This window comes from Micromonospora noduli, assembly GCF_003264365.1.
Lineage (GTDB): Bacteria > Actinomycetota > Actinomycetes > Mycobacteriales > Micromonosporaceae > Micromonospora > Micromonospora noduli.
In genome coordinates this window covers 95,868-119,662 of sequence record NZ_PYAK01000002.1, presented here as the reverse complement: position 1 = coordinate 119,662, position 23,795 = coordinate 95,868, and the positions used below count along the sequence as shown (strand labels likewise).

At 71.7% G+C, this 23,795-nt stretch carries 19 protein-coding genes; 5 read left to right on the top strand and 14 right to left on the bottom strand.

The genetic code is table 11. The features are described from left to right. The first annotated feature begins 88 nt into the window (after positions 1-88). Positions 89-3,277: an ATP-binding protein gene (locus tag GUI43_RS02055; protein ID WP_112697779.1), complete on the top strand. Its 3,189-nt coding sequence runs from the start codon at positions 89-91 to the stop codon at positions 3,275-3,277. 1 nt (position 3,278) lies between these two features. Here GUI43_RS02055 and GUI43_RS02050 read toward each other — a convergent pair whose 3' ends face one another. Both GUI43_RS02050 and GUI43_RS02045 read right to left on the bottom strand, forming a co-directional pair. Beyond that, entirely contained in the window at positions 3,279-4,106 is an 828-nt protein-coding gene (locus tag GUI43_RS02050) for an ABC transporter permease (protein ID WP_112584483.1), read from the bottom strand. After that, positions 4,103-5,083 carry an ATP-binding cassette domain-containing protein gene (locus GUI43_RS02045; protein ID WP_112584484.1) on the bottom strand — a complete coding sequence of 327 codons (981 nt, stop codon included), beginning with the start codon at positions 5,081-5,083 and terminating at the stop codon, positions 4,103-4,105. Before GUI43_RS02045 ends, GUI43_RS02050 begins: the two co-directional genes overlap by 4 nt. Before the next feature lie 294 nt (positions 5,084-5,377). Here GUI43_RS02045 and GUI43_RS02040 point away from each other — a divergent pair, with 294 nt between their 5' ends. Next, positions 5,378-6,319 (top strand): hypothetical protein, encoded by a 942-nt coding sequence (locus tag GUI43_RS02040; protein ID WP_112697777.1) that lies wholly within the window; start codon positions 5,378-5,380, stop codon positions 6,317-6,319. A gap of 388 nt (positions 6,320-6,707) precedes the next feature. Here GUI43_RS02040 and GUI43_RS02035 read toward each other — a convergent pair whose 3' ends face one another. The 11 genes from GUI43_RS02035 to GUI43_RS01985 all read right to left on the bottom strand — a co-directional run bounded on the left by GUI43_RS02035 (position 6,708) and on the right by GUI43_RS01985 (position 20,143). Then, positions 6,708-7,511, bottom strand: a complete 804-nt coding sequence (locus GUI43_RS02035; protein ID WP_112697775.1) for a class I SAM-dependent methyltransferase — start codon at positions 7,509-7,511, stop codon at positions 6,708-6,710. Positions 7,512-7,543: 32 nt separating this feature from the next. Further along, on the bottom strand, positions 7,544-8,314 hold the full coding sequence (locus GUI43_RS02030; RefSeq protein WP_091406868.1) for an ABC transporter ATP-binding protein: 771 nt from the start codon (positions 8,312-8,314) through the stop codon (positions 7,544-7,546). Further along, positions 8,314-9,057 (bottom strand): ABC transporter ATP-binding protein, encoded by a 744-nt coding sequence (locus GUI43_RS02025; protein ID WP_112697773.1) that lies wholly within the window; start codon positions 9,055-9,057, stop codon positions 8,314-8,316. Before GUI43_RS02025 ends, GUI43_RS02030 begins: the two co-directional genes overlap by 1 nt. Further along, a complete protein-coding gene (locus GUI43_RS34200) occupies positions 9,054-10,073 on the bottom strand; it encodes a branched-chain amino acid ABC transporter permease (RefSeq protein ID WP_146765843.1) in 1,020 nt (339 codons plus the stop codon). Before GUI43_RS34200 ends, GUI43_RS02025 begins: the two co-directional genes overlap by 4 nt. Further along, a complete protein-coding gene (locus GUI43_RS34195) occupies positions 10,070-10,966 on the bottom strand; it encodes a branched-chain amino acid ABC transporter permease (protein ID WP_112584490.1) in 897 nt (298 codons plus the stop codon). The genes GUI43_RS34200 and GUI43_RS34195 overlap by 4 nt, the downstream gene beginning before the upstream one ends. Beyond that, positions 10,963-12,156, bottom strand: coding sequence for an ABC transporter substrate-binding protein (locus tag GUI43_RS02010; protein WP_112584491.1), 1,194 nt, complete (start codon positions 12,154-12,156; stop codon positions 10,963-10,965). The genes GUI43_RS34195 and GUI43_RS02010 overlap by 4 nt, the downstream gene beginning before the upstream one ends. Positions 12,157-12,209: 53 nt before the next feature. After that, a complete protein-coding gene (locus GUI43_RS02005) occupies positions 12,210-12,614 on the bottom strand; it encodes a roadblock/LC7 domain-containing protein (protein WP_030490280.1) in 405 nt (134 codons plus the stop codon). A gap of 16 nt (positions 12,615-12,630) precedes the next feature. Beyond that, positions 12,631-15,039 carry a sensor histidine kinase gene (locus GUI43_RS02000; RefSeq protein ID WP_112697769.1) on the bottom strand — a complete coding sequence of 803 codons (2,409 nt, stop codon included), beginning with the start codon at positions 15,037-15,039 and terminating at the stop codon, positions 12,631-12,633. A 253-nt stretch (positions 15,040-15,292) separates the two neighbouring features. Then, positions 15,293-15,772: a helix-turn-helix transcriptional regulator gene (locus tag GUI43_RS01995; protein WP_112602571.1), complete on the bottom strand. Its 480-nt coding sequence runs from the start codon at positions 15,770-15,772 to the stop codon at positions 15,293-15,295. Between the two features lie 261 nt (positions 15,773-16,033). After that, entirely contained in the window at positions 16,034-17,326 is a 1,293-nt protein-coding gene (locus tag GUI43_RS01990) for a cytochrome P450 (RefSeq protein ID WP_112697767.1), read from the bottom strand. 462 nt (positions 17,327-17,788) lie between these two features. Next, positions 17,789-20,143: an AbfB domain-containing protein gene (locus GUI43_RS01985; RefSeq protein WP_112697765.1), complete on the bottom strand. Its 2,355-nt coding sequence runs from the start codon at positions 20,141-20,143 to the stop codon at positions 17,789-17,791. 256 nt (positions 20,144-20,399) lie between these two features. Between GUI43_RS01985 and GUI43_RS01980 the strand changes: the two genes are divergently transcribed. The 3 genes from GUI43_RS01980 (at position 20,400) to pdxY (ending at position 23,388) form a co-directional block, all read left to right on the top strand. Beyond that, positions 20,400-21,416 carry a LacI family DNA-binding transcriptional regulator gene (locus tag GUI43_RS01980; protein WP_112697763.1) on the top strand — a complete coding sequence of 339 codons (1,017 nt, stop codon included), beginning with the start codon at positions 20,400-20,402 and terminating at the stop codon, positions 21,414-21,416. A 151-nt stretch (positions 21,417-21,567) separates the two neighbouring features. Next, the gene (locus GUI43_RS01975) at positions 21,568-22,362 is read left to right on the top strand and encodes a S1 family peptidase (protein WP_112584497.1); all 795 of its coding nucleotides are present in this window, start codon (positions 21,568-21,570) and stop codon (positions 22,360-22,362) included. A 174-nt stretch (positions 22,363-22,536) separates the two neighbouring features. Next, on the top strand, positions 22,537-23,388 hold the full coding sequence (pdxY, locus tag GUI43_RS01970) for a pyridoxal kinase PdxY (RefSeq protein ID WP_112697761.1): 852 nt from the start codon (positions 22,537-22,539) through the stop codon (positions 23,386-23,388). A gap of 72 nt (positions 23,389-23,460) precedes the next feature. On the opposite strand, the gene GUI43_RS01965 is transcribed toward pdxY, so the two are convergent. After that, positions 23,461-23,793 (bottom strand): putative quinol monooxygenase, encoded by a 333-nt coding sequence (locus tag GUI43_RS01965; RefSeq protein WP_112697759.1) that lies wholly within the window; start codon positions 23,791-23,793, stop codon positions 23,461-23,463. Positions 23,794-23,795 lie beyond the last annotated feature (2 nt).

Here is a 23,795-nt window from a genome sequence, read left to right as displayed (position 1 = left end):
CCGCCGTGTCAAGCCGGTCGTGGGGCCGTGACCGGCCTGGCGGACCGGTGGTCGTCGGGTCCGTGCGCGCGTGGGGGATGCTGGGTCCGTGCAGATCGCGACCCTCGGCCCACTCGCCGTCGACGGCCAGCCCGTTCGGGGTGAACGGCTCGCGGCGGTGCTCCGCGCGCTCGTCGACGCGCGGGGGCGCGCGGTCTCCGTGAACCTGCTCGTGGACGCCGTCTGGGACGGGGCCCCACCCGACGACGCGACCGGCGCCGTCCAGGCGCTCGTGTCCCGGGTACGCCGACTCGGGCTGCCCGTGGTCGCGGTGCCGGGCGGATACCGGCTGCCCGCCGAGGAGATCACCGTCGACGCGGTCGAGGCGCGCGCGCTCGTCGATCAGGCGGGCACCGTGCTCCGGTGCGGTGACGTCAGTGCCGCCCGCGGTCTGGCCGATCAGGCGCGGGCGCTGTTCCCCGAGGTGCCGGAGTTGGTCAGCGCCGAGGACACCCGCCTGTTCGCGGAGGTCGCCGCGCTGCGCGCGCAGGCGGCACTCGCCGGCGTGGGCCCGTTCGACGAGGTCGACCTGGGCCGACTCGTCGCGAGGACACCGCCGGACGAGCCGTCCGCCGCCCTGCTCGTCCGGGTGCTTGCCGCGCAGGGACGGGAGGCGGAGGCGCTGGAGGTGGTCGAGCGGCTGCGCGCCGACCTGGCCGACCGCTACGGCACCGACCCGTCGCCCGTGATCACGAGCGTCCACCTGGCGTTGCTGCGTGGTGAACTCACCGCGCCGCCCGCCGCGGCGCCGCCGACGCCGCCCCGGCAGCAGGCGCGGATCACGCTGCCCGCCGCGTGGCGCCGCCCCATGGCCGCCCTCGTCGGGCGGGAGCGGGACGTCACTGCCGTCACCGACGCGCTCGCCGAGACACCCGTCGTGACGATCGTGGCGACCGGCGGGGCGGGCAAGACCCGGCTCGCCGCCGAGGTGGCCAGGCGTACGGCGGCGGGTGGGCGGGCGGTACGCGTGATCGAACTCGCCGGCCTGCGCTCGCCCGACGAGGTTCTGCCCACTGTGCTCGCCGCGCTCGGCGGCGCGGACACCACGGCCACCGGCGGCAACCTGGGTCTGGAGCGGCGGGTCCTCAGCCCCGAGGAGCGGCTGCGCGCCGTGGCGCCGGACCTGGACGGGCTGGTGGTGCTGGACAACTGCGAGCACGTGCTCGACGCGGTGGCCGTCGTCGTCGCGGACCTGGTCGCGGCGGCCTCGCCGGAGGTCGCGGTGCTCGCGACGAGCCGCGCCCCACTGGGCCTGGTCGGCGAGCTGGTGCACCGGCTGACCGCGTTGCCGGACGCCGACGCGCTCGCGCTGGTCGAGTCCCGGGCACGGGCCGGTGGCGCCGTACCGACGTGGGACACCGAGCGGGCGCTCGCCCTGTGCCACCGGCTCGACAACCTGCCGTTGGCCCTCGAACTGGCCGCCGCGCGACTGCGGAACATGCCGATCGACGACGTGCTCGCCGGGCTGACCGACCGGTTCGCCCTGCTCGACGACGCCCTACGCGGCCTGCCCGAGCGGCACGCGAGCCTGTGGGCGCTTGTCGACTGGAGCAGGGAACTGCTCGCCGGGGCCGACCGCGACCTGCTCCAGCGGGTCGCGGTCATTCCCGCGCCGTTCACCGCGGACCTCGCCGCCGCCGTCGCGCAGGCCCCGGACGTCCGTCGCGGCCTGGCGACCCTCGTCGAACAGTCCCTGCTGACCCTGGTCGAGGGGGACGGTCCGCCGCGCTACCGCATGCTCGAAACGGTCCGCGAGTACGGCGAGGCCCGGCTGGACGCGGCCGGTGCCCGGGATCAGGCCATGGCCGGCCTGGTCAGCTGGGCGCGGGAGCAGTCCGTCGCGCTGACCGGCCGCTTCATCGGCCCCGGCCAGGTCGAGGCGCTGCACCGTTGCGCCGCCGAGCAGGACAACCTGGTCGCCGGCCTGCGGTGGGCGATGGGAACGGACGACGAGCCCGCCGCCGTCGACGTCGCCGCCGCGCTGTTCCACCTCTGGTCGGTGCGGGGCCTGCACCTGGAGGTCCTCGCCTGGGCGCGCGGGCTGCTGCACATCGACGACCCGCAGCGGCGGCTGCGGTCGGCGATCCTGCGCGGCGCGGCCAGCGGCCGGCCACTGCCCAACGCCGACCGGCTGGCCTGGACGTGCGTGGTGATCAGCGTGAACGCCGGCGTCAGCGCCGATCTGCGGCCCGCCGTGCTCGCCCGGCGGGCGCTGCGGACGCTCCAGACCGAACGTCCCGGCGAGGTGTCGTCCCGGATGACCGCTATTGCGGCGGCGCTGCCCGGCTTCGACGCGTCCGACGTGGAGCAGAGCCTGAAGAGCGCGACCGAGATGGTCGCGCACCCGGACCCGTACGTGCAGGCGCTGGGGCTGTTCGCGCGCGCGGCGGTGCGGGAGAACGGCGGCCTGCCGGAAGCGTCGATCAGCGACGCCGAGCAGGCTTACCACCGCTTCGAGGCCGCCGGAGACCACTGGGGCATGGCGATGGCGGCGGGTGCGGTCGGGCAGTTCCTGGTCCCGGGCGGGGATGCCCGGTCGGCCGAGTGGCTGACCCGCAGCGTCCGGCACATGGAGCTGGTCGGCGCCACGCAGGACGCGCGGTCGATCCGGGTACGGCTGGACGTGCAGCTCGCCCTGACCGGCGACGCCGAGGCCGAGCGGCGACTGGGTGAGACGGCCGCGCTGGGCCAGGCCGAGCAGATCGACTCCGCGCAGGCGCTGCTCGGCCTGGCGCACCTCGCCTGGCAGCGTGAGCGGTACGACGAGGCGCTCGCCCACGCCGACGAGGTGACGCGCGTCCTCGCCGGCTGGGTCGGGCCGCAGCCACAGCCGCGCGTGATGCTCCGGGCCACGGCGGCGATCATCTACCTGCGCGTGGCCCAGGTTGGGCGGGTGTCGGGCACCGACGCCACCATCCAGGCGGCCGCGATGCTGTCGCTCGCCCGTGACGATGCGTTGACCTCACGGGACCTGCCGGTGATCGGGGCGTGGGCTTCGGGCGGCGCGGAGTTCGCGGCGTACCGGGGTGACGTCGACAGCGCCCGCGAACTGGCCGTACTCGCGAAGCGGATCGGCACCCAGATCGAGATGTTCTTCCCCTTTGAAAACGGCGAACGGCTCAACGCCATCCTCGGGAACGAGGAGCAGCGTGAGCCGTTGCTGGCCGCGTGGCGCGAGCGGCCACCCGCCGCGGCCGTCAGCCGGATCCGCGAGCTGATGGACGACCTGCTCGCCTGACTCAGATCTTCTTGCGGTACGCCCGCAGCGCCAGCGGCATGAACACCGCAACGAAGCCGGCGCACCAGGCGAGCGTCCACCACACGTGGTTGCCCAGTGGGGTGCCGAGGAACAGCCCGCGTACCGACGCCACCAGATGGGTCATCGGGTTGACGTCCACGAACGCCTGCATCCAGCCCGGCAGGGTGTCGGCGCCGACGAACACATTGGACGCGAAGCTCAGCGGCATGATCAACGCGAACATCACACCCTGCACGGCACCCGCGGTCCGCACCTTCATCGACACCAGCACCGGCAGCCAGCTCAGGCAGAGCGCGAACAGCACCGCGAGCAGACACCCGGCGATCGCCCGGAACGGGTCGGTGTCAATCCGGAAACCCATCACGTAGCCGATCGCGAGCGTCGACACGGTGACGATGACGTACCGGACGACATCGCCGAGGACCGCGCCGACCAGTGGGGCTGAGCGGGGGATCGGCAACGACCGGAACCGGTCGAAGATGCCCTTGGCGATGTCGGTGTTGAGGTTGACGCCGATCGCGATGGCGCCGGTCGCGATCGTCTGCGCCAGGATTCCGGGCAGCAGGAACTGCAGGTAGTCGTGGGTCGATCCGGCGACCGCGCCGCCAAAGACGTACACGAAGATGATGAGGAACAGCACCGGTTGCAGGGTGACGTCGATGAGCGCCTCGGGCGTACGCCAGGTCTTGATGAGGCTGCGCTTGGCGAGCGCCAACGAATGCCGGACCAGCCGGAACGGCCGAGGGTTCGGCGCGGAGTTCGAGAGCACGCGGCTTCTCGTGGGCGCTGTGTCGGTCAGAGTGCTCATGCCGCGACCTCCGTGGGGCGGGTGGTGTCGTCTTCAGACGCCGTACGCCCGGTGAGGGTGAAGAACACCTCGTCGAGGCTCGGCAGGTGCAGGGAGAGTTCGGTGACCCCGATGCCGGCCGTGGCGAACCGCGCGACGCTCTCGGTCAGGGCCGCGTCGTCGGTGACCGGCACCGCGAGCACGCCCTTACGGATCTCGTCGGCCTGCGCGCCGGAACCGACCTGGGTCAGGATCTCCGCGGTGCGCGGCAGCTGAGCCGGATCGGACGGCCGGACCTCCAGGGTCTGCCCGCCGACCACCCGCTTGAGCCCTTCGGGGGTGTCGTGCGCGATGACCCGGCCGTGGTCGATCACCGTGATCGCGTCGGCGAGCGCGTCGGCCTCCTCCAGGTACTGGGTGGTCAGCAGCACCGTCGAGCCGTTGTTGACAAGCGTTCGGACCACGTCCCACATGTCCTCGCGCTTGGCCGGGTCGAGCCCGGTCGTCGGCTCGTCCAGGAAGATCACGTCGGGGGAGCCGACGAGGCTGGCGGCCAGGTCCAGCCGTCGCCGCATGCCGCCGGAGTAGGTCTTGGCCGGGCGGTTCGCGGCATCGGTCAGGTCGAACCAGTCGAGCAGTTCGGCGGCCCGTCGCCGCGCGCCGACGCGCCCCAGCTCCAACAGGGTGCCGAACAGCTCCAGGTTCTGCCGCCCGGTCAGGTCCTCGTCGACCGAGGCGTACTGGCCGGTGAGGCCGATACTCTGCCGAACGCGTTCGGCGTCCCGTACCACGTCGAAACCGCTGATCCGGGCGGTCCCGCCGTCCGGGGTGAGCAGGGTGGAGAGGATGCGCACGGCGGTGGTCTTGCCGGCGCCGTTGGGCCCGAGCACCCCGAGCACCGTCCCACGGGGTACGGCGAGGTCCACGCCCTGAAGCGCCCTCGTCTTCCCAAACGTCTTCACGAGGCCCTCGGCCTCGATCACCAGGTCAGCTGTCATGCGCCGAGTCTGCGCGGGCCCGCTGACACCGCCCCGACACGCCGCCGACATCGGCTGACACGGGCTGACACCGGGGCTGGGAGAGAGGGCGGCCAGGGTGTGCACATCCACACCGGCGGTCGGCGTCACGATATGCTGGCCACGGCAGAGCGCCTGCCAGCGCCCGATGTGGTGGCCCACGCCTGACCACATGCTTGGGCCAAGAGTCTCCGACTCCGCGCCGATGTGTCGACTCCCGGCGTGCCGGTCACGCCGCCCGTTCGGTGGAGTGCGTGGGGCTGCACCGGAGGCGTCATGTCTGATCCGATTCCCCGACGGACCCCGGCCCCGGGACGCGCCCGCAAGCGCGCCATCCGGGAGCATGCAGCCCGTGCCGGCGTTGCCTACTCGGAGGCGGCCCGCCAGCTTGAGTCGGTCGGCCTCCGGCCCGGCGAAACCCTCTCCCGGTACGGGCGGACGATCTATCCGATCGGGTTCGACCCGCATCGCCAGCTGCTCGTCGAACGCCGTGAGCGGCGGTCGTTCGAGGAGCGGGTGTCGGACACCAGGCGGGCCGCTGCCCTACCTCATGGCCGCGCGCAGCACCTCGTCGAGCGGTTCCCGCCCAGCCGTGGGCGTACCGGCAGCGGGGTGGGCTCGCTCTATCACGGCGAGGGCCGCGAGGAACTGCTCGCGATGCTGTACATCGTGATCGTGGCCGAGTCGCCAGGGTGGCTGCCCGAGGTGGGGGACCTCGCCTGGATCGCGGAACTCGGCGAGGACACCGCGCTCGACACGGCCTGCGCCGAGATCGACCGCGAGGCCCGCCGCCTGCTCGACCAGGAGCCACTGGCCCTCTGGTCGCGCATCCAGAAGGCGCTGACCGTGGCCGAACGCATTGTGGACGGGCAGGTCCGCCAGGAGGCGATCCGGCAGACCGCGCTGTTGAGCACGATGATGACGCCGCGTCTGGGATACGCGGGCGAGCCGTACGTTCCGGGGTTGCCTGTCGCCGGTGCCCGGCAGATCCTCGACGCGCTGCTCATCGTCGCCGACGACGGCCACGCGCCGGGCACCCGGGTACGCCTGCTCACGCAGCCGCACGACGCGCGGTCGGCCACGATCATCGGTGCCCGGTGGGGTTCGTCCGGTCCGCCGGTGGGCTACCTCGTGTGGCTCGACGGGGCGACGGCGCCGCTGTCGGCCCGCCCTGACGACCTGATTGTCCTGGCCCACCAGGAAACCACTCCGCGCTGAGCCAGTGCCGGCCTCGGTGGTGCCCGCATCGTCTCCTCCGGGCCCGGTCAGACCCTCCTGCACAGCTTCGTTGCCTGGGCCACCTTCGGATGGATCCGGCGCGGCGGCCGCCGGTGACCGACGGTCACCTGCGTCGGGGCGGATGCGGTCGTGAGCGGTATACCTCAGAGTCATATTCATACCTCCGAGGTATACCGCTCAACAGCACGACGACATGGCGGGCCAGTCAGAGCACACGCCGGGCACGGGCCGGCCGGGCTCCCTTGCGGGGAGCCCGGCCGGCGCGGTCGACGCCGTCGTAGAGCTGTCCGGAGCGCAGAGGGGGGGAGGTGCTGCGGCGGGAGAGGTACGGACGGCGTGACCGCGCTCCGCGCGGTGGTCCACCTGCTCAGCTCGGTAGGCGGCCCCGCGTGGAGACGAAGTGGTACGACATGACGGCGAACCCGGGGTCACGGAGCAGCCGTCGGAAGGCGTGCAGTTGCTGGGGCGACAGCCCGGCGGCCAGCAGGTCCGGTTCCAACTGGCGGGAGTTGGTCTCGTAGAGCGACGTTCCGGTCGACCCGCCGGCCCAGCTCTGCGAGTGGGTGATGGTGTCCAGGTCGGTCAGACCGGCGAGGGCCATCTCGGTGTGCACGTCCTGCGCCCAGCCCAGGTCGGCGCCGTGGTCCTCCAGGACACCCATCATGGCGTCCATGACCTGCGCGAAGAGCTTCGCGGCGTCGTCGGTCGGGGCGGTCAGCACCCGCTGCGGCACCGTGCAGTCGAACTCCTCGACCACCAGCCACCCGCCGGGCGCCAGCGCACCGGTGAGGGTGCGCAGGACCCGTCGTCGATCGGGGAGGTGCAGCAGCACCAGGCGGGCGTGGATCAGGTCGAACGCGTCCCCGGGTGGCGGTTCGGTGCGCACGTCGTGCTGGCGTACGTGCAGGTTGCCCTCGGCCACGAGGTGTGTGGGGTCGATGTCGGTGGCCAGCACGTGGCCGCCGTCGCCGACCGCGCGGGCCATCCGGCGGGCCATCGAGCCTCCACCGGCCCCGACCTCCCAGCAGGTCGCGCCCGGCTCCAGCACCGGGCGGGCCAGCCGACGTGTCGTGATCGGGTCCAGGAAGGACTCCAGCGCGTGCATCTGGGGAACGGCGTCGGGTGCGCCGTTGTCGAACGTGTACGTGTCATCGCTCGTAGCGGTGGTCATCGGTGTCTACCTCTCCGTGAAGGGTCGGGTGACTACGGGGTGTCGGCCCAGAGCCGAGGGGTCGATCGGTTGGCCGGGGGCGGCGCAACGGCGGCGACGCTCAACATCGCCGCCAGTGGGGCCGGATCGCGGCGGGCCTCCGCGGTCGGCCGGTCGTAGACCACCCGGCCGTACTCCAGCACCGCCACCCGGTCCGCGAGTTCGATGGCGTGCTGGAGTTGCTGCTCCACGAGCAGCACGGTCAGGCCGTCGGCGGCGAGACCGTTGACGAGTTCGCGGACCCGCGCCGCCAGATCGGGTGAGAGGCCCTCGCATGGTTCGTCGAGCAGCAGCACCCGGGGTTGGCCGAGCAGCGCACGGGCTATCGCCAGCATCTGCTGCTCGCCGCCGGAGAGTTCGCAGCCGCGGTGTCGCAGCCGTACCGCCAGCCTCGGCAGCAGTTCCAGGGTCCGGGCGACCGTCCAGCCCTCGCCGCCGGAGGTGCGGGCCCGCCACGGTGCGGCCGCCAGGTGCAGGTGCTCGGCCACTGTCAACCGGGAGAAGACCCGGCGGCCCTGCGGGACGAGACCGACGCCGGACTGGGCGATGCGATGTGGTTGTCGGCCGGCGACGTGCACGCCGCCGATCTCGATGCGACCGCTGGACGCGCGAACCAGCCCGGCGATGGTGTGTACGAGTGTGCTCTTGCCCGCCCCGTTGCGGCCCACCACGGCCTGGATGCTGCCCGGGCGTACCCGCAGGCTGACCTCGTGCAGGACGATTCCCCCGCCGTAGCCGGCGCAGAGACGATCCACAGTGAGCATCAGGCCACCCCGTCGGCGTAGGCCTGCCGCACCAGCGGCGAGGTACGGATCTCGTCCGGTGTGCCGGCGGCCAACGTCTGACCGTCGCGCAACACGGTGACCGTGTCGGAGAGGGCGTACACCAGGTCCAGTCGGTGTTCGACCAGCAACACGGCGACCGCCCTGGGTAGCGCCTGGAGCAACTCGACCAGCCGGCCGACCTCGATGGCGGACAGCCCGGCCGCCGGTTCGTCGAGGAGCAGCAGGCGGGGGCGACCGGCCAGGGCCATCGCGATCTCCAACTGGCGTCGTTGCCCGTGCGCGAGGTGCCCGGCAGGCACCGCCGCGACGGCGGTGAGCCCCATCTGGTCCAGCAGTGGGCCGGCCAGGCGCTGCGCGGCGCGTCGGCGTCCGCCCGGCCACCACCGGCGGCGTGGGATGACCCGGGGCAGCGCGGCCACCACGACGTTCTCCGTCGCGGTGAGCGTCGGAAAGACAGCGGGTCGTTGGTGGATGCGGTTGATGCCCCGCCGGGCCCGGGCCGCCGGGCCGAGCCGACCGACGTCCCGTCCGTCGAACCGCACCGTGCCGCGGTGCGGCCTGGTGGACCCGCCGAGCACGTTGAGCAGGGTCGTCTTGCCGGCCCCGTTCGGGCCGATCAACGCGTGCCGCTGGCCGTCGTGGATGCGCAGGTCCACGCCGTCGAGTGCGGCGAGCGAGCCGTACCGCACGCTGATCTCCTGGGCTTCCAGCAGGCCGGTCATCGGTGCAGCTCCGCAACGGTGGTCTGATCATGGGCGGCTGGCTGGTCCGGCTGTGGCGCCGGGGCGTTCGGCGGGCGCAGCCGACCCCGGGCCCGGTTGACGCCGGTGGGCAGCAGGTAGACCGTCGCCACGAACAGCGCGCCCAGCACCAGTGGCGCGTGGCCGGGCAGCACCCCGAACAGCCAGTCCCGGACGGCGATGACCAACGCCGCACCCACCAGGGCGCCGCCCACCGAGGCGGTGCCTCCGATGACGACACCGAGCAGCAGCAGCGCGGAGGTGTCGAAGCCGAAGTCGGCGGGGGAGATGTACTGCTGGGCGACGACCAGGAGCGAGCCGGCGGCGCCGGCGATCGCCCCGGCGGCGATGTGCGCGCCGGACAGGTGCAGCGCCACCCGGTGACCGCTGGCCCGCAACCGCGTCTCGTCGTCGCGGCCGGCACGCAGCACCAACCCCGCCCGGGTACGCAGCAGCACCAGCACCGCGCCGACCAGCATGGCCACGACTACCAGGGCGTACAGGTAACGGGCCTGATCGTTGGCCAGGGCCGGGAGCCCCCAGAACGGGCGGACCGGTGGGATGCCGGCCAGCCCGTCCGTGCCACCGGTCACCGACCGCCACCGCCCGAGGACGATGACGACGAGTTCGCCGATGGCAAGGGTGATCATCAGGACGATCACCCCTCGGGCGTGCACGACGAGCGGCACGGTCAGCGCGGCCAGCAACGCCCCGGCGGCCGCCGCGACGACGAGCTGCACGACGCCGATGTCGGAGACTCGGCTCCCGACCACGGCGCAGGCGTAGGCGCCCGCCGCGTACGGTGCGGTCTGGCCGAGGGTGGGCATGCCGGCGACGCCGGTGAGCAGGGCCACGCTCACCCCGACCAGGGCCAGCGCCAGCGTCCGGGCGAGGATCGCCGTGGTGTAGTCGTCGACCACCCAGGGCGCCACGACCAGGCCGACCAGGACGAGTGCCGCGATGCCGCCCGGAACTCGCCGGATCACCTCGCCTCTCATGCCGCCCTCCACCTGCCGGCCAGGCCACGCGCCCGCACGGCCAGCACGGCCGCCATGGCGGCGAAGAGCAGAAACGGCGCGGCGGACGGCAGCAGCGCCACTCCCAGCGTCTGGATCTCGCCGATCGCGAGCGCGGCCAGCAGGGTGCCCGCCATCGACCCGAGACCACCGAGGACGACCACCACCAGGGAGAGCAGCAGCACCGTGTCTGCGGTGCCCGTGCCGGGGCCGATGATGGGCGCGCCCAGGACCCCGGCCGCGCCTGCCAGCGCACCGGCGGCGGCGAGCACACCGGCCCGGATCCGCGCCGGGCTCACGCCCAGACAGGCGACCATCTCCGGGTCGTCGACGGCCGCCCGGACGAGCATCCCGGCCCTGGTGCGTCGCACCACCAGGTAGAGGGCGGCGGCGAGCACGGCGGCGACGACGATGAACACCAACCGGTACGCGGCGTAGCGGTGGCCGGCCACCATCACCGACCCCTCCAGGGCTGCGGGCACCTGGACCTGCGGGTTGTCGGGTCCGAAGCCGGCGACGAGCAGGCTGCCGCCGGCCAGCGCCACCCCGAACGTCAGCAGCGCCTGACTCAGGTGATTGCCGGTGGCGACCGGTGTGAGCAGACCGGCCAGGAGCACCCCCGCCGCGGCGGCGGCCAGCACACCGACCGCCAACGCCAACGCCAGGCTCGCCCAGCCGCCGTCGAGCAGCGCCGCGGCGGTGTACCCGCCGATCGCGTAGAGCAGGCCGTGCGCCAGGTTGAGGATGTTGGCGACGCCGAAACAGAAGACCAGGCCCGACGCGGCGACGAACACCAGCAGCCCGTAGGCGACTCCGTCCAACGCCGGGATCAGGTACGGGTCGATCCGGTTCGTGCCGGCCGCCACCGCTATCACCGGCCGACGGTCGCGAGGTCGCCCACGACGGTGTTGGACAGCGCCCGGCCGTCCTGGCGGACCTGCCGCAGGTACCACTTCTGCACCGGGGAGTGCGTGGTGGTGGAGAACTGCCAGGTGCCGCGCGGGCTGGCGATCTGGCCGAGTTTGCCGATGGCCGTGTTGATGGCCTCGGGGGTCGGGTCGCTTCCGGCGGCGCCGATCGCTCGGTCCAGCACCGCCGCCGCGTCGTACGAGGCCAGCGCGTAGGTCGTCGGCGAGCCGTCGTGCTTCGCCTTCCACGCGGCCACGAAGGCGCGGTTCTCCGCGTTGTCGAGGTCGGGCGAGTAGTTGAGCACCGAGTAGATGTCCCGGGCGGCCTCGCCCTGCGCGTTGAGCACGCCGCCCTCGGTGAGGAACCCGGCCGCGTACAACGGGATGTCCTTGATCTCGGACTGCGCGTACTGCTTCACGAAGTCGACGGCGGCGCTGCCGGCGTAGAAGGTGTAGACGGCCGCCGCGCCGGATGCCTTGATGCGGGCGAAGTACGGGAGAAAGTTGGTGGTGGCCGGGAACGGCGTGAAGGTCGTCTTGCCGTCGGCGTTCGCGAGCTTTCCGCCGATCTTGCCGAACGCGTCGGTGAAGCCACGCAGCTCGTCCCAACCGCCCTGGTAGTCCGGGCCGATCGCGTACACGGAGCCCTTCACGTTGTCGCGGACGTGCTGGGCGATCGCCGCCCCGGGCTCGTCGGAGAGGTACGAGGTGTGCCAGACCCGGGAGACGTCCTTGAGTTCCGGCCGGCCGTTGGAGCCGACCAGTGGCACCTTGGTCTCGTTGAGCACGGGGGTGACTCCGGCGACCGAGCCGCCACCGACGATGCCGGTGAGCGCGGACACCCGGTCCTGCTTGAGCAGCTTGGTCGCCGCCGGGACAGCGGTCTGGGCGCCGTTGCCCTCGTCCGCGACGATGAGGTCGACCTGCCGACCCCCCAACTTGCCGTCGTGGGTGTCCAGGTAGAGCTGGAAGCCGTCGCGGATCTCCGTACCGACCGCCTGGTACGTCCCGGACAGCGACGCGAGCAGGCCGATCTTTATCGAGCCGCCGGCGCTCGTGCCCGGAGCGTCGTCGCCACAGGCCGTGCTGGTGGTCAGCACGGCGGCGAGCAGCGCGGCGGTGAGGGCACGGCTGCGCCAAGGCGTGATGAGAGGCATGTCTGACTCCAGAGGAAGGGGAAGGGGTTTCCGGCGTGGGGGCGCCGGGGTGGTCAGCGGCTGCGGGCGAGCGCCGCTCGGGCAGCGGGGGTCAGCGCGTCCCCGATGCGGTTGGCCAGCTCGGTCATCTCGTAGGAGACCTTGCCCACGTCACACTCGGGCGCGGCGAGCACCAGCAGCGAGGCGCCGTCGTTGAAGGCCATGGAGAACATGAACCCGCCCTCGAGCTGGGTGACGTTGGAGATCACCGCGCCGGCGTCGAAGAAGGCCGCCGCCCCCCGCAGCAGGCTGACCAGCCCGCTACCCGTGGCGGCCAACTGGTCGGCCCGGTCCGGTGGCAGGTCGCGGGTGGCGGCCACCATCAGGCCGTCGCTGGAAATGGCGATCGCGTGGCTGACCTCGGTCGCGCGCGCCGCGAAGTTGTCCAGCAGCCAGCCGAGATCCTGTTGGTCGGTCACGTGCTCTCCTGTCGCGTCATTTGTTGCCGAGGTTGATCGGGGTGCGCCGTCGGTTCGCCACGCCCCGCGCGTACGCGGCCATCGCCGTCGCCACCTGTGCCGGGTCGCGGTACTCGGACCGTTGCTGCTGCTGGGGCACTGTCACACCGCCGGGCACGAGGTGCCGTTGCGGCTGTCGTTTGGGCAGGCCGGAGTTGGTGGTCGTGGCGACCTCGGGGGTGTGCGCCTGGGCGGCCGTACGCCAGGCGTCGTCGGCGGGGCTGGACCACTGCTGGCCGTTCTGGCCGTTCTGGCCGCTCTGGCCGTCGACGACGTCGTTCTGGAACCAGTGGTTGACCTGTTCGAAGATGAGCAGCTCCTCGGTGGGCGCGTCACCCCGGTCCGGGGGTGGGGGAGCCGGTCGGAAGACCGGCGCGGCCGGCAGGGTCCGTTCGGCCGGCGGGCGTCCGGCGCTGGGTTCGGGGCGCGGCTGGTACGGCGGCGGGGGGTTGGTAGTCCGCGCTGCCCGCCGCGACAGCCGGCCGGGTGCGAGCAGGTACTCCTCCGGTGGCAGCGACCGGATGATCGCCGCGGGCAGTGTCGCCTCGGCGAGGATGCCGCGTCGGGGGCCGCGTCGCAGTTGGACGGTGGCGCCCAGCCGGGCCGCGAGCTGGCCCACGACGACCAGCCCCATTGCCCGTACGGCGGCCACGTCGATGGCCGGCGGGCGGGCCAGCAGCTCGTTGAGTTGCTGCATCCGCTGCGCGGACAGCCCCACACCCTCGTCGCTGATCTGGACGATGACGCGGTCTCCCAGGCTCCGGCCGCTCACCCAGGTCTCGCTGCCCGGCGGCGAGTAGGTCGTGGCGTTGTCCATGAGTTCGGCGAGCAGGTGCACGACCTCGTCGACGGTCTTGGCAGCCACCGCGACGTCCCCGTCGATCATGCCGAGCCGGACCCGCGCGTAGTGCTCGATCTGGGACAGTGCTGCCTGGAGTACCTGTTGCAGCGGGACGTCGCGCTGGCGTACGCGACCCACGCCGACACCACCGAGCACCAGCAGGCTGGCGTTGATCCGGCCCATCCGGGTCGCCAGGTTGTCCAGTGTGTACAGCTGGTCGAGCCGGTCGGGGTCGGTCTCGTCCCGCTCGACCAGGTCGACCTGGGCGAGGACGGCGTCGACCAGTCGCTGTTCGCGGCGGCTCAGGTGGATGAAGATGTCGGCGGTGTTGGCGCGCATGACGGCCTGTTCGGCGGCGGTCCGCACGGCGGCCTGGTGCACGGCGCTGAACGCCTGACCCAGTTCGCCGATCTCGTCGTCGCTGGACGGTTCGAGGGCGGCACTGGACTGCTGGTGGGCCAGCTTCTGTGGGTCGACGGTGGCGCTGCCGGGCTGTTGGAGCTGGGCCACCACGGCGGGGAGCTGTTCGAAGGCCACCGCGTTGGCGGCGTCCCGTAGCCGGCGCAGCCGCCGGGTGATCTGTCGTGCGACGGCCCAGGTCACCAACGCGGTCAGGATCAGGGCCAGGAGGACGCTGGCGGCCTCGGCCACGGCACGGCGGCGCTGGTCGGCGTGCGCGGCCCGAACGTCGTCGCGGACCGCGCCGTCGACCCGGGCGCGCAGGTCGGCCAGCCGGGCGGCGCGCGTCTGGGTGGTGGACACCCAGGAGTCGGTCTCCAGTTTCAGTTGCGACCCCGGCTGGGCCCGGGACACCTCGTCCTGCATCCGTTGCAGGGCGAGCGCCTCCTTGCCGGTGCCGGCCTGCTCCCACCAGACGCTCCACTCCGGTGGGGCCAGGGCCAGGAACGACAGGCTCGACTCCGTGTAGCTGGTGCGGGCCGCGGTGATGTCCTGCTGCATGGCCGGGGTCAGCTCGCCGCCCGCGACGGCGCGCAGCACGGCCACCTGCTGCTGACCGATGGCCTCGGCCGTCTTCGACAGCGCCGCCGAGGCCCGGATCCCGTCGGCGAGTGGGGCGTCCACCACGCCGTGTGAGACGTTCTCCCGGAAGTTGATGAGGTCGGCTATCGCGATGCGGTAGCTGAAGGTCATCGCCGACACCGACGCGTGCGTGGCGGTGCGCACCTGGGTGCGCAGCGGGGCGAGGCCGTCCAGTGCCGCGTCGATGCGCCGCAGCAGAGCCGTGTTGGTGCCGCTGTCGGCAGACAGCCGGCCACGCTGCCCGCGGTAGCGGACGACGGCGTCATCGGTGGCGGCCATCTCCACGCCGAAGGCGTCCTGCTGCTCCGGCCGGGCATAGGTGAGCAGGTCGGCGGCGGCGATGCGTTCGCGTTGCAGACGGTAGGCCAGGTCGCCGGCCTCGGCACCGACCTGCGCCAGGATCCGCAGGTCGCTGGCGCGGGCCGTCTGGCGTGCGCTCTCGGTCAGCGCGAGACCGGCGAAGCCGATCACGGCGACGAGCGGGGCCGCGACGATGAGCCGCATTCGGCCGGCGATCTTCCAACCGCGTCGACGGGTCGGGTAGGGTCTGGCCGCGTGGGACCGGGTGCTCGACGCCAAGATTGACTCCCACGACTCGTCGATGACGGTCTATACGCACGTTGCCGAATGCAAGTCCCATTCGGCCGGAAGCCGCGCTCGTAGACCAGACCTGGCCGTGGTACAAACTGCCCGTACCAGCATCTGTACCCAACGTCAGCGACCGGTGACGCCCCGAGGTCGTACCGGATTCGTCGGGTCAGCGCTGGTGGTCGAGGGGCCCGGCCGGGTGCCGCCGCTCCGGTTCGTCCGCTTCGGGTTGACCGTTGAGCACCTGGCCGATCAGCTCACGCAGCTCGTCGATCGCGTCCACCACGGCGCCCGGGTCGCGCGCGTCACGCCGTCCACGCTGACGCGGCACCTGCCGATCCAGTCGAGCCGGTTCCGGCGCGCGGGGGCCTCGGCGACCGTCGGCGGCCAACTGCTCGGCCGCGACCTGCGGCCACAGTGCGGCCAGCCGGCCGCCGGTGCCGAGCACGTCGTCGCAGCGCAGCGCGAACTCGTGACTGCCGAACCGGCGCCCTGACTCGACCGCCGCGACCGTCTCCCGGCTGAACCGCACCAGGTCCGCCAGGGCTCGTTGGGTAAGGCCCCGTTGGACGCGGCAGTCGCGCAACTCCCGTCGGAACCGCTGACTGGCAGCGGAGTGAGCCGAGCTCGACGGGGACGTGTGCTCCATGCGCTCACCTTCGTGGAACGGACATTCAGCGGCGGCCACCAGATCGAGATTGGCCGATGAGCCGAACATTCACAGAGGGCAATTCTTAACCCATGACGCGATGGGTGTGAAGACGTTCACCGGTATGGATCGTCGGGAAAAGCGGGAAAGGTACGCGCCGACCCCGGTGTCGGCACCCGGATGCGCCGGGTGGAGCCGGCCACGCCGCCCATCCCACCCCCGACCCGTCCGCAGGTCAGCACCGCTGGCGCTCGCGGGCTCTCAGGCGGCGTGCACTTCGGCCGTCGCGCCATTCCGTGCCGCCGGCACGTCCGCGGGTGCCGGAACGTCGATTATCGCGAGCAGCGTGCGGTGCGCACGAAATGCGACATTGGGTTTGTACGAGCGATGTTGCTCCGGTGACAGCCTCAGCCCGGGAATGGCCTCGGCGAGCCGGCTGAGGGCGATTCCGGCCTCAAGCCGCGCCAATCCCGCGCCGATGCAGAAATGTGGACCGTGGCCGAATGACAGGTGATTGCCCACATCGGCCCGGTGTGGGTCGAACCGGTCCGGGTCATGGAACGCCGCCGGGTCCCGGTTCGCGGCTCCGATCAACAGCAGGCAACGCGCGCCGGCGGGGATCCTCACCGCACCCACTGTGACATCCCGGGTGGTCACCCGCAGCCAACCGTCGATGGCGGGCGCGAACCGTAGCGTCTCGCCCACGAAGGCGGGGACGAGTCCCGGGTCCGCGGTGATCGCCGACCAGCGCTGGGGGGCGGACAGGGCCTGGTCGAGCGCGTGCGCGAGCAACCCGGCAGTGGTCTCGTGGCCCGCGACCAGGAGGTTGAAGGCAAGGCTCGCCACCTCGGGCACCGTCAGCACGCTGTCGTCGTCGTCCCGGTATTCCAGGGCGCGGCTGATGAAGTCCTCGCCCCGGTGTCCACTGTCCAGCCGTTGGCGGACCGCGTCCTCGCAGTAGTGCCAGAACTCCAGCAGGCCCTGGGCCAGGCGGACCTGCTCGGCCGGGTCCGGCTGCCCCCAGATGAGGGCGATCTGGCCGTCCGCCCAACTCCGGATGCGCCCGATGTCGGCGTCGGGCACCCCGAGGATGTCCAGGACCACCAGCAGGGGAAGCTCGGTCGCGAACTCCGGGATCAGGTCGACCTGATCGCCCTGGCGGGCGGCGAGACGGGACACCAGCTGGTCGACCCGGCGTCGGATGATCTCCCCGTACTCAGCCTCGACCCGCTCGGCGGTGTTCGCGAAGGTCGCCCGTAGGGCCCGTCGGGTGCGCGGGTGCTCCGGTGGGTCCGCGGCGGCCGTCGTGGGTGGCGCGTCGATCTGCATGATCACGTTCAGCGCCGGTGGACACACCTCGTAGACCGGGGCGAGGGTGAGAGCGTTGGCGAATGTCGTGGCGTCGGCGAGAGCCCGCCGGACGTGTGCGTGCCGGCTGATCAACCACAGGCCCAGATCCTCGGCGTAGTGCACCCCGTCGGGATCGTCGAGAATGCGCCGCCACATGCTTGCCGGATCGGTGAGATAGAGACCGGTGAACGGATTCAACCGCATGGAAAGCCTCCTGGTGCACGCGGCGCGAAACCGGCAGCGCCCCCATTTGGCGATCCACTCCAGCCGGGCCGATAATGGCGTGCATCTGCCTCTGGCTCTTTACGGTGCGCTGGCCGGCCGCGCAAGTCAAGATTGGTGTCCGTCTATTTATTGGCCGGCATGATTGCGTGTTGCAACAGCGGAGCGAACCTGGCCAGATGCATGTTGCGGCACGGTCCTTGCCCTGAAGTCGACCCGGCCGGACGGTGCAATCAACTCACCGCTTTCGCTCATGACCGGGGAAACGAGCCCCGAGACGACGAGTGACGCCGGCGTCCGGTCACCGACCGCGACGGAAGGCGCCGGCGCTGGCGGAAGAGGCCGAGCCCCGGCCCCGACACGGTCCACGCGTCGCGGGGTCCCGGCCCACGCCGGAACCCCCGCGCTTCTTGTTGTCGGAGCGGCCCGCTTAGCGCCCAGCGATCAGGGCGCCCACGGGGCGGCGATGTTCCAGGTGCTGTCGGCGGTCCACGACGTCGGCGTGTTGTACGCGTCGCCGCCGGCGCCGTTGCTGAGCCAGACCTCCGCGTTGTAGTGCCGCAGGTACCTACCTCGGAAGTTGTACGACTCCAGCGACACGCCGGTGCCGGTCAGGCCGGTACGGGCGCACCAGGTGGCGTCGGCGCGCAGCAGCGCTGAGCCGTCGTCCGGCGAGTTGCGGACCCGGGAGTTCTGGTGGCGCAGGTACTGCCCGGGAAAGTTGACCGACTCGAACGAGTAGCAGCCGGCACCGGCCAGGCCGGGCCGGATGGTGTACGTGGCGTCGGCCTTGAGCAGGCTGGAACTCGCGGCGTCGACCACCTCCGTGTAGGCCAGGCTGTCCTGGTGGCGTAGGTAGCGGTTGGTGAAGCCGGGCGTGGTCACCTGCAACGACCGACGGGTGTTGACCGGCAGGGCGACGGGTGCCGAACTGCCGATGGCCTTCGAGGCGTTGATCAGGGCGGTGTTGGCGGCGCGTACCCGCGCCTGGTCCATCTTGATCACCTGTCGGTCGTAGGTGAGGAACCCGTTCAGCTCACCCTCCAGGTCGGTGATCTCGGTGTAGATCGAGGCGCTGAGTCCCTTGCCGAGCATCAGGTTCTGGGTGCCCTGCACCAGCCCCACGTACCGGTCGGTGAGGGCGTTCGAACTGGACTGCCACTCGTACGCGAAGAAGCTGCCGCTGGGGCTGTACTCGTGGCCCGGCGTGTGCAGGCCCAGGCCGCCGAACTCGCCGAGCACCGCGATCCGGGTGCTCGACGGTACGGGCGAGTCCGGGCCGAGGTAGACGTGCCAGTCGTCGATGTCGCCGTTGCCGGGGTTGCCGAGGGACTGGCAGCAGTTGTGGCCGCTGTGCGGGTTGACCAGACGTGTCGGGTCCTGGTTCTTGATGTTCTGCGCGACCCGCCGGGTGTCGGCGAGGGACCGCTCGCCCCAGCCCTCGTTGTAGGGCGTGTACGCGATCACGGCGGGTGAGCTGCGGTGCTCGTCGACGATCTCGCGTGCCTCGGCCTCGAACTGCGCCTGCTGGGCGTCGGTGGGGTTGACGTCCTGTGCGGTCAGCGACGGGATGTCCTGCCAGACCAGCAGGCCGAGCCGGTCGGCGTGGTAGAACCAGCGCTGCGGCTCGACCTTGATGTGCTTGCGCACCATGTTGAAGCCCAGGTCCTTGTGTTTCTGCAGGTCGAAGGCGAGGGCGGCGTCGGTGGGCGCGGTGTAGAGCCCGTCCGGCCAGAAGCCCTGGTCGAGGGTGCCGACCTGGAACACGAACTGGCCGTTGAGCTTGGGGCGCAGCACACCGTTGACCAGGCCGGTGGTGATCTCCCGCATGCCGAAGTAGTGCGTGGTCCGGTCCACTGTGGCGCCGGTGGCGCCGCGCACTGTCACCCGGAGGTTGTAGAGGAACGGGTCGTCGGGTGACCAGCGGCGGGCGTTGGGCACCGGCACGCTGAAGTCGGTGAAGCCGCCGGTGGCCGAGCCGACCACTGTGGTGCCGTTCAGCGCCTCGGCGAGCACGCTGTGGCCGCTCACGTCGCCCCGGGTGAAGACCCGGACCCGCAGTGTGTTGTTGCTCAGGTTCGGGTAGACGTCCACGCTGCTGATCGAGGCGGCGGGCACCGGCTCCATCCACACCGTCTGCCAGATGCCGGAGCTGGGGGTGTAGAAGATCCCGCCAGGTGTCTTGGTCTGCTTGCCGATGGCGGGCAGGCTGCCGTTCTGTCGGGTGTCGGTGGGATCCCAGACCTTGACGACGATTTCGTTCGTCCCGGTGGTGAGCTGGGGCGTCACGTCGAAGGTGAAGGCGTCGTAGCCGCCGGTGTGCGCGCCGACGCGGACACCGTTGACCCAGACGGTGCTCTGCCAGTCGACGGCGCCGAAGTGCAGCAGCGTGCGCCGACCGGACCAGTTCGCCGGGATGGTGACGGTGCGTCGGTAGAACAGGTAGTTGCGGTTGTCGTTGGCGGCCCGCTGGATGCCGGACAGGGCGCTCTCCACCGGGAAGGGCACGTTGACCCGCTCGGGCAGGTTCGTGCCGAACTGCGGGGCGTCGTCGGTCGTCGACTGGCGTAGCTGCCACTCGCCGTTGAGGTTGAGCCAGTCCGGCCGCGTCATCTGGGGTCGCGGGTACTCGGGCAGTGGTGTGCCGGCCAGCGCCTGGCTGGTCCAGGGGGTGCTCAGTGGCGGCGTCTTGGCCGGTGCGGCGTACGCCGACGAGGCGGGCGCGGCGAGAACGCCGGCGACCAGGGCGATGGCGAGCAGCAGTGGCAGGGCAGGGCGGATGGGGACGTGACGTGTCATGCCGTCTCCGGGAGAGGAGTCGCCGCGGGCGGTGCAGCCAGGCCCGAAGCGCGTGGGTGGTGGGCATCGGGTGGTCATTGACGGGGGGACGGGCGTCAGCGACGGATGTCGGTGGGATCTCCACACGCCAACGGTGACCGGCATATTGACATCCATCATCACCTGTATAACGTTATAGAGCCGCGCCGACCCTCCCGTCAATGCTTGTTCATCAATGTCCGGTCGGCCCGCCGGTCGAATTCGCGAGAGGTTGGGGATGGGCGTCAACCTGAAGGACATCGCCCAGCGCGCCGGTGTCTCCCTGGCCACTGTCTCGAACGTGGTGAACGGGTACCGGCCGGTGGGGGAGCGGACCCGACAACGGGTGCAGCAGGCGATCGACGAACTCGGCTACAGCCCCAACCTCGGCGCCCGGCATCTCCGTCGGGGCCGTACCGGTCTGATCGCCCTGGCCGTCCCGGAACTGACCAACCCGTACTTCGCCGAGCTCGCCGAGATAGCCATCTCCGAGGCCGCCGCGCTCGGCTACACACTCGTCATGGAGAACACCGCCGCGGACCGGGAGGCGGAGCTGGCGCTCCTCGACGGCTCGCGACAGCGCATCATCGACGGCCTGATCCTCAGCCCGGTTCGCATCGGCCGGGAGGAGGTGCTGGCCCGGACGGCCGGCAGCCCACTCGTGCTGATCGGCGAGGGCGTCTACGACGTGCCACACGACCACATCGCCATCGACAACGTCGCCGCCAGCCACGCGGCTATCCGGCATCTCGTGGCGATCGGCCGCCGCCGGATAGCGTTCATCGGCGCCACCCCGGGCGGTGACCGACAGTCGGCCCACCTGCGGGTCCGGGGTTACCGGGAAGCACTGGCGGCCGCCGGCCTGCCGTACCGACCACTGTTGGTCGCCGGCACCGACGCGTTCGGTCGGCTCGACGGCATGCGCGCAATGCGTGACCTGCTCGCCCTCGGTGACCCGCCGGACGCGGTGTTCGGTTACAACGACCTGGTCGCCATCGGCGCGCTGCGGGCGCTGGCCGAGGCCGGTCACCGGGTGCCCGAGGACGTCGCGGTGGTCGGGATCGACGACATCGAGGAGGGGCGGTTCACTACCCCGACCCTCACCACGATCGCCCCCGACAAGAGGGAGATCGGCCGTCTCGCGGTACGCCGCCTCATCGCCCGCATCGAGGGCGCGGAGGTCACGGGGCCGCTGACCGTGCAGACACCGTTCCGGCTTCTCCGCCGGGAGAGCACCGGCACGCCGGACGCCTGACCACCGGTCGCCCGCGAGCCCCGCGAGATCCATACCGCCGGTGGTACGACCCAGAGAGGATGACCCGCTAGATCCATACTCCTCAATATGATGACCGCTATCTCGACTGCGGTGCGCTCACGAGGCGTGCCATCCTGATGCGGAGGAATGCATGGTTCGCTGGCGTACCCTCACTGGCCTGCTGGCCACCGCGTTGGCCGCGGTGACCGCGGCCAGCCTCACCCTCACCGCGCCGGCCGCCGCGGCCGACAGCCCCGTGACGCCGAACGTCGTCGGCGGCACCCGCGCCGCTCAGGGCGAGTTCCCGTTCATGGTGCGTCTCTCGATGGGCTGCGGCGGGGCGCTGTACAGCCCCCGGCTGGTGCTCACCGCGGCACACTGCGTGGGCGCGACCGGCACCAACACCAGCATCACCGCGACGCTCGGGACGGTCGACCTCCAGTCGTCCAGCCGGATCACCGTCCGGTCCAACTACGTCTACCGTGCCCCCGGCTACAACGGCGCCGGCCGCGACTGGGCGCTGATCCGGCTGGCCAGCCCCGTCACCGGGCTGAGCACGCTGCCGATCGCCAGCACCACCGCGTACGACAGCGGCACCTTCACCGTGGCCGGTTGGGGCGCCGCCCGCGAGGGCGGCGGCCAGCAGCGGTACCTGCTCAAGGCGAACGTGCCGTTCGTCAGCGACTCCACCTGCAACGCCAACTACGGCGGGGATCTCATCCCCGCCCAGGAGATCTGCGCCGGCTACGCCAGCGGCGGCACGGACACCTGCCAGGGTGACTCGGGCGGCCCGATGTTCCGCCGCGACGCCAGCAACGCCTGGATCCAGGTCGGCATCGTCAGCTGGGGCAACGGCTGCGCCCGGCCCAACTACCCGGGTGTCTACACCCAGGTGAGCTACTTCGCCTCGTCGATCGCCTCGGCCGCGGCGAGCCTCGGCGGCTGACCGTACGACGGGACGGCCAGCCAGCGCGCCGGTCGCCCCGCCACCGCTCGGGCGGCCCGGACGGCACGGTCCGGGTCGCCCGTTCGTGCCGTCCCGGGTGAGCGGCGAGTGGGCCACCCGACAGATTCGGCGGGCCGTCCGTGCGCCGTCAGCCGCAGCGGCGATGATGGGCCGGTGAAGATCCTGTCCATCCAGTCGTCGGTCGCCTACGGTCACGTCGGCAACTCGGCGGCGGCCTTTCCGCTGCAACGCCTCGGGCACGAGGTCTGGCCGGTCCTGACGGTTCACTTCTCCAACCACACCGGGTACGGCGCGTGGCGGGGCCCGATGCTCCCGGCGGCAGACGTGGCGGAGGTGATCGCGGGCATCGAGGACCGCGGTGTCCTTGGCAGCGCCGACGCGGTGCTCTCCGGCTACCAGGGCGACCCGGCCATGGGCGCGGTGATCCTGGACGCGGTGGCGACTGTGAAGGCGACCAACCCGGCCGCTGTGTACTGCTGCGACCCGGTGATGGGCGACGCCGGTCGGGGCATGTTCGTCCGGCCGGGAATTCCGGAGTACCTACGGGACACCGTCGTGCCCCGCGCGGACATCATCACGCCGAACCACTTCGAGCTGGACTTCCTCGCCGGTCGCACCACGAACTCACTGGCCGAGGTGCTCGACGCGGTCGACGTGGTGCGCGCCACCGGGCCACGGCAGGTCCTGGTGACCAGCGTGCTCCACGGCGACCTGCCGCCGGACTCGCTGGAGGTGGTGGCGGTCTCCGACGAGGGCGCCTGGGCGGTGACCACGCCGCTGCTGCCGATCAACCCGAACGGTGGGGGCGACGTCACTGCGGCGCTGTACCTCGCCCACCTGTGGACGACCGGCTCACCCGCGACCGCGCTGGAACGCACCATCGCCTCCGTCTACGCCGTGCTCGAGGCCACTCTCGCGGCGGGCACCCGGGAGATCCAGCTGATCGCGGCACAGGACGTCATCGCCGACCCACCGGCACGGTTCACCGCCCGCCGGCTGCGCTGACGGCGGGTCGCGGACCGCGGACCGCGGACGGGCTGCGTTTGACGACGGTCGCTGACCGCGGACCGGTGGCGGTCAGCGACCCTCGGGAACGGCCATCTCGCCGAGCAGCGACCAGTCCTCCTGCGGCACCGTGGCGTTCACGATCCGCGGCGTCTCGGCCAGGTACTGGGGCAGGGTCTCCTGGGCCGTGCGGAAATGCGCGGACTGGACGTGGGCCCCGCCGGCCTGGTCGTCGCGAAACGCCTCGACCAGCACGTACTCCGTGGGATCGCCCACGCTGCGGGACCAGTCGAACCACAGGCAACCCGGCTCCGCCCGGGTCGCCTCGGTGAACTCGGCGGCGATCTGCGGCCACCTGTCGGCGTGCTCGGCCAGGACCCGGAACTTGGCGGTAATGAAGATCATGG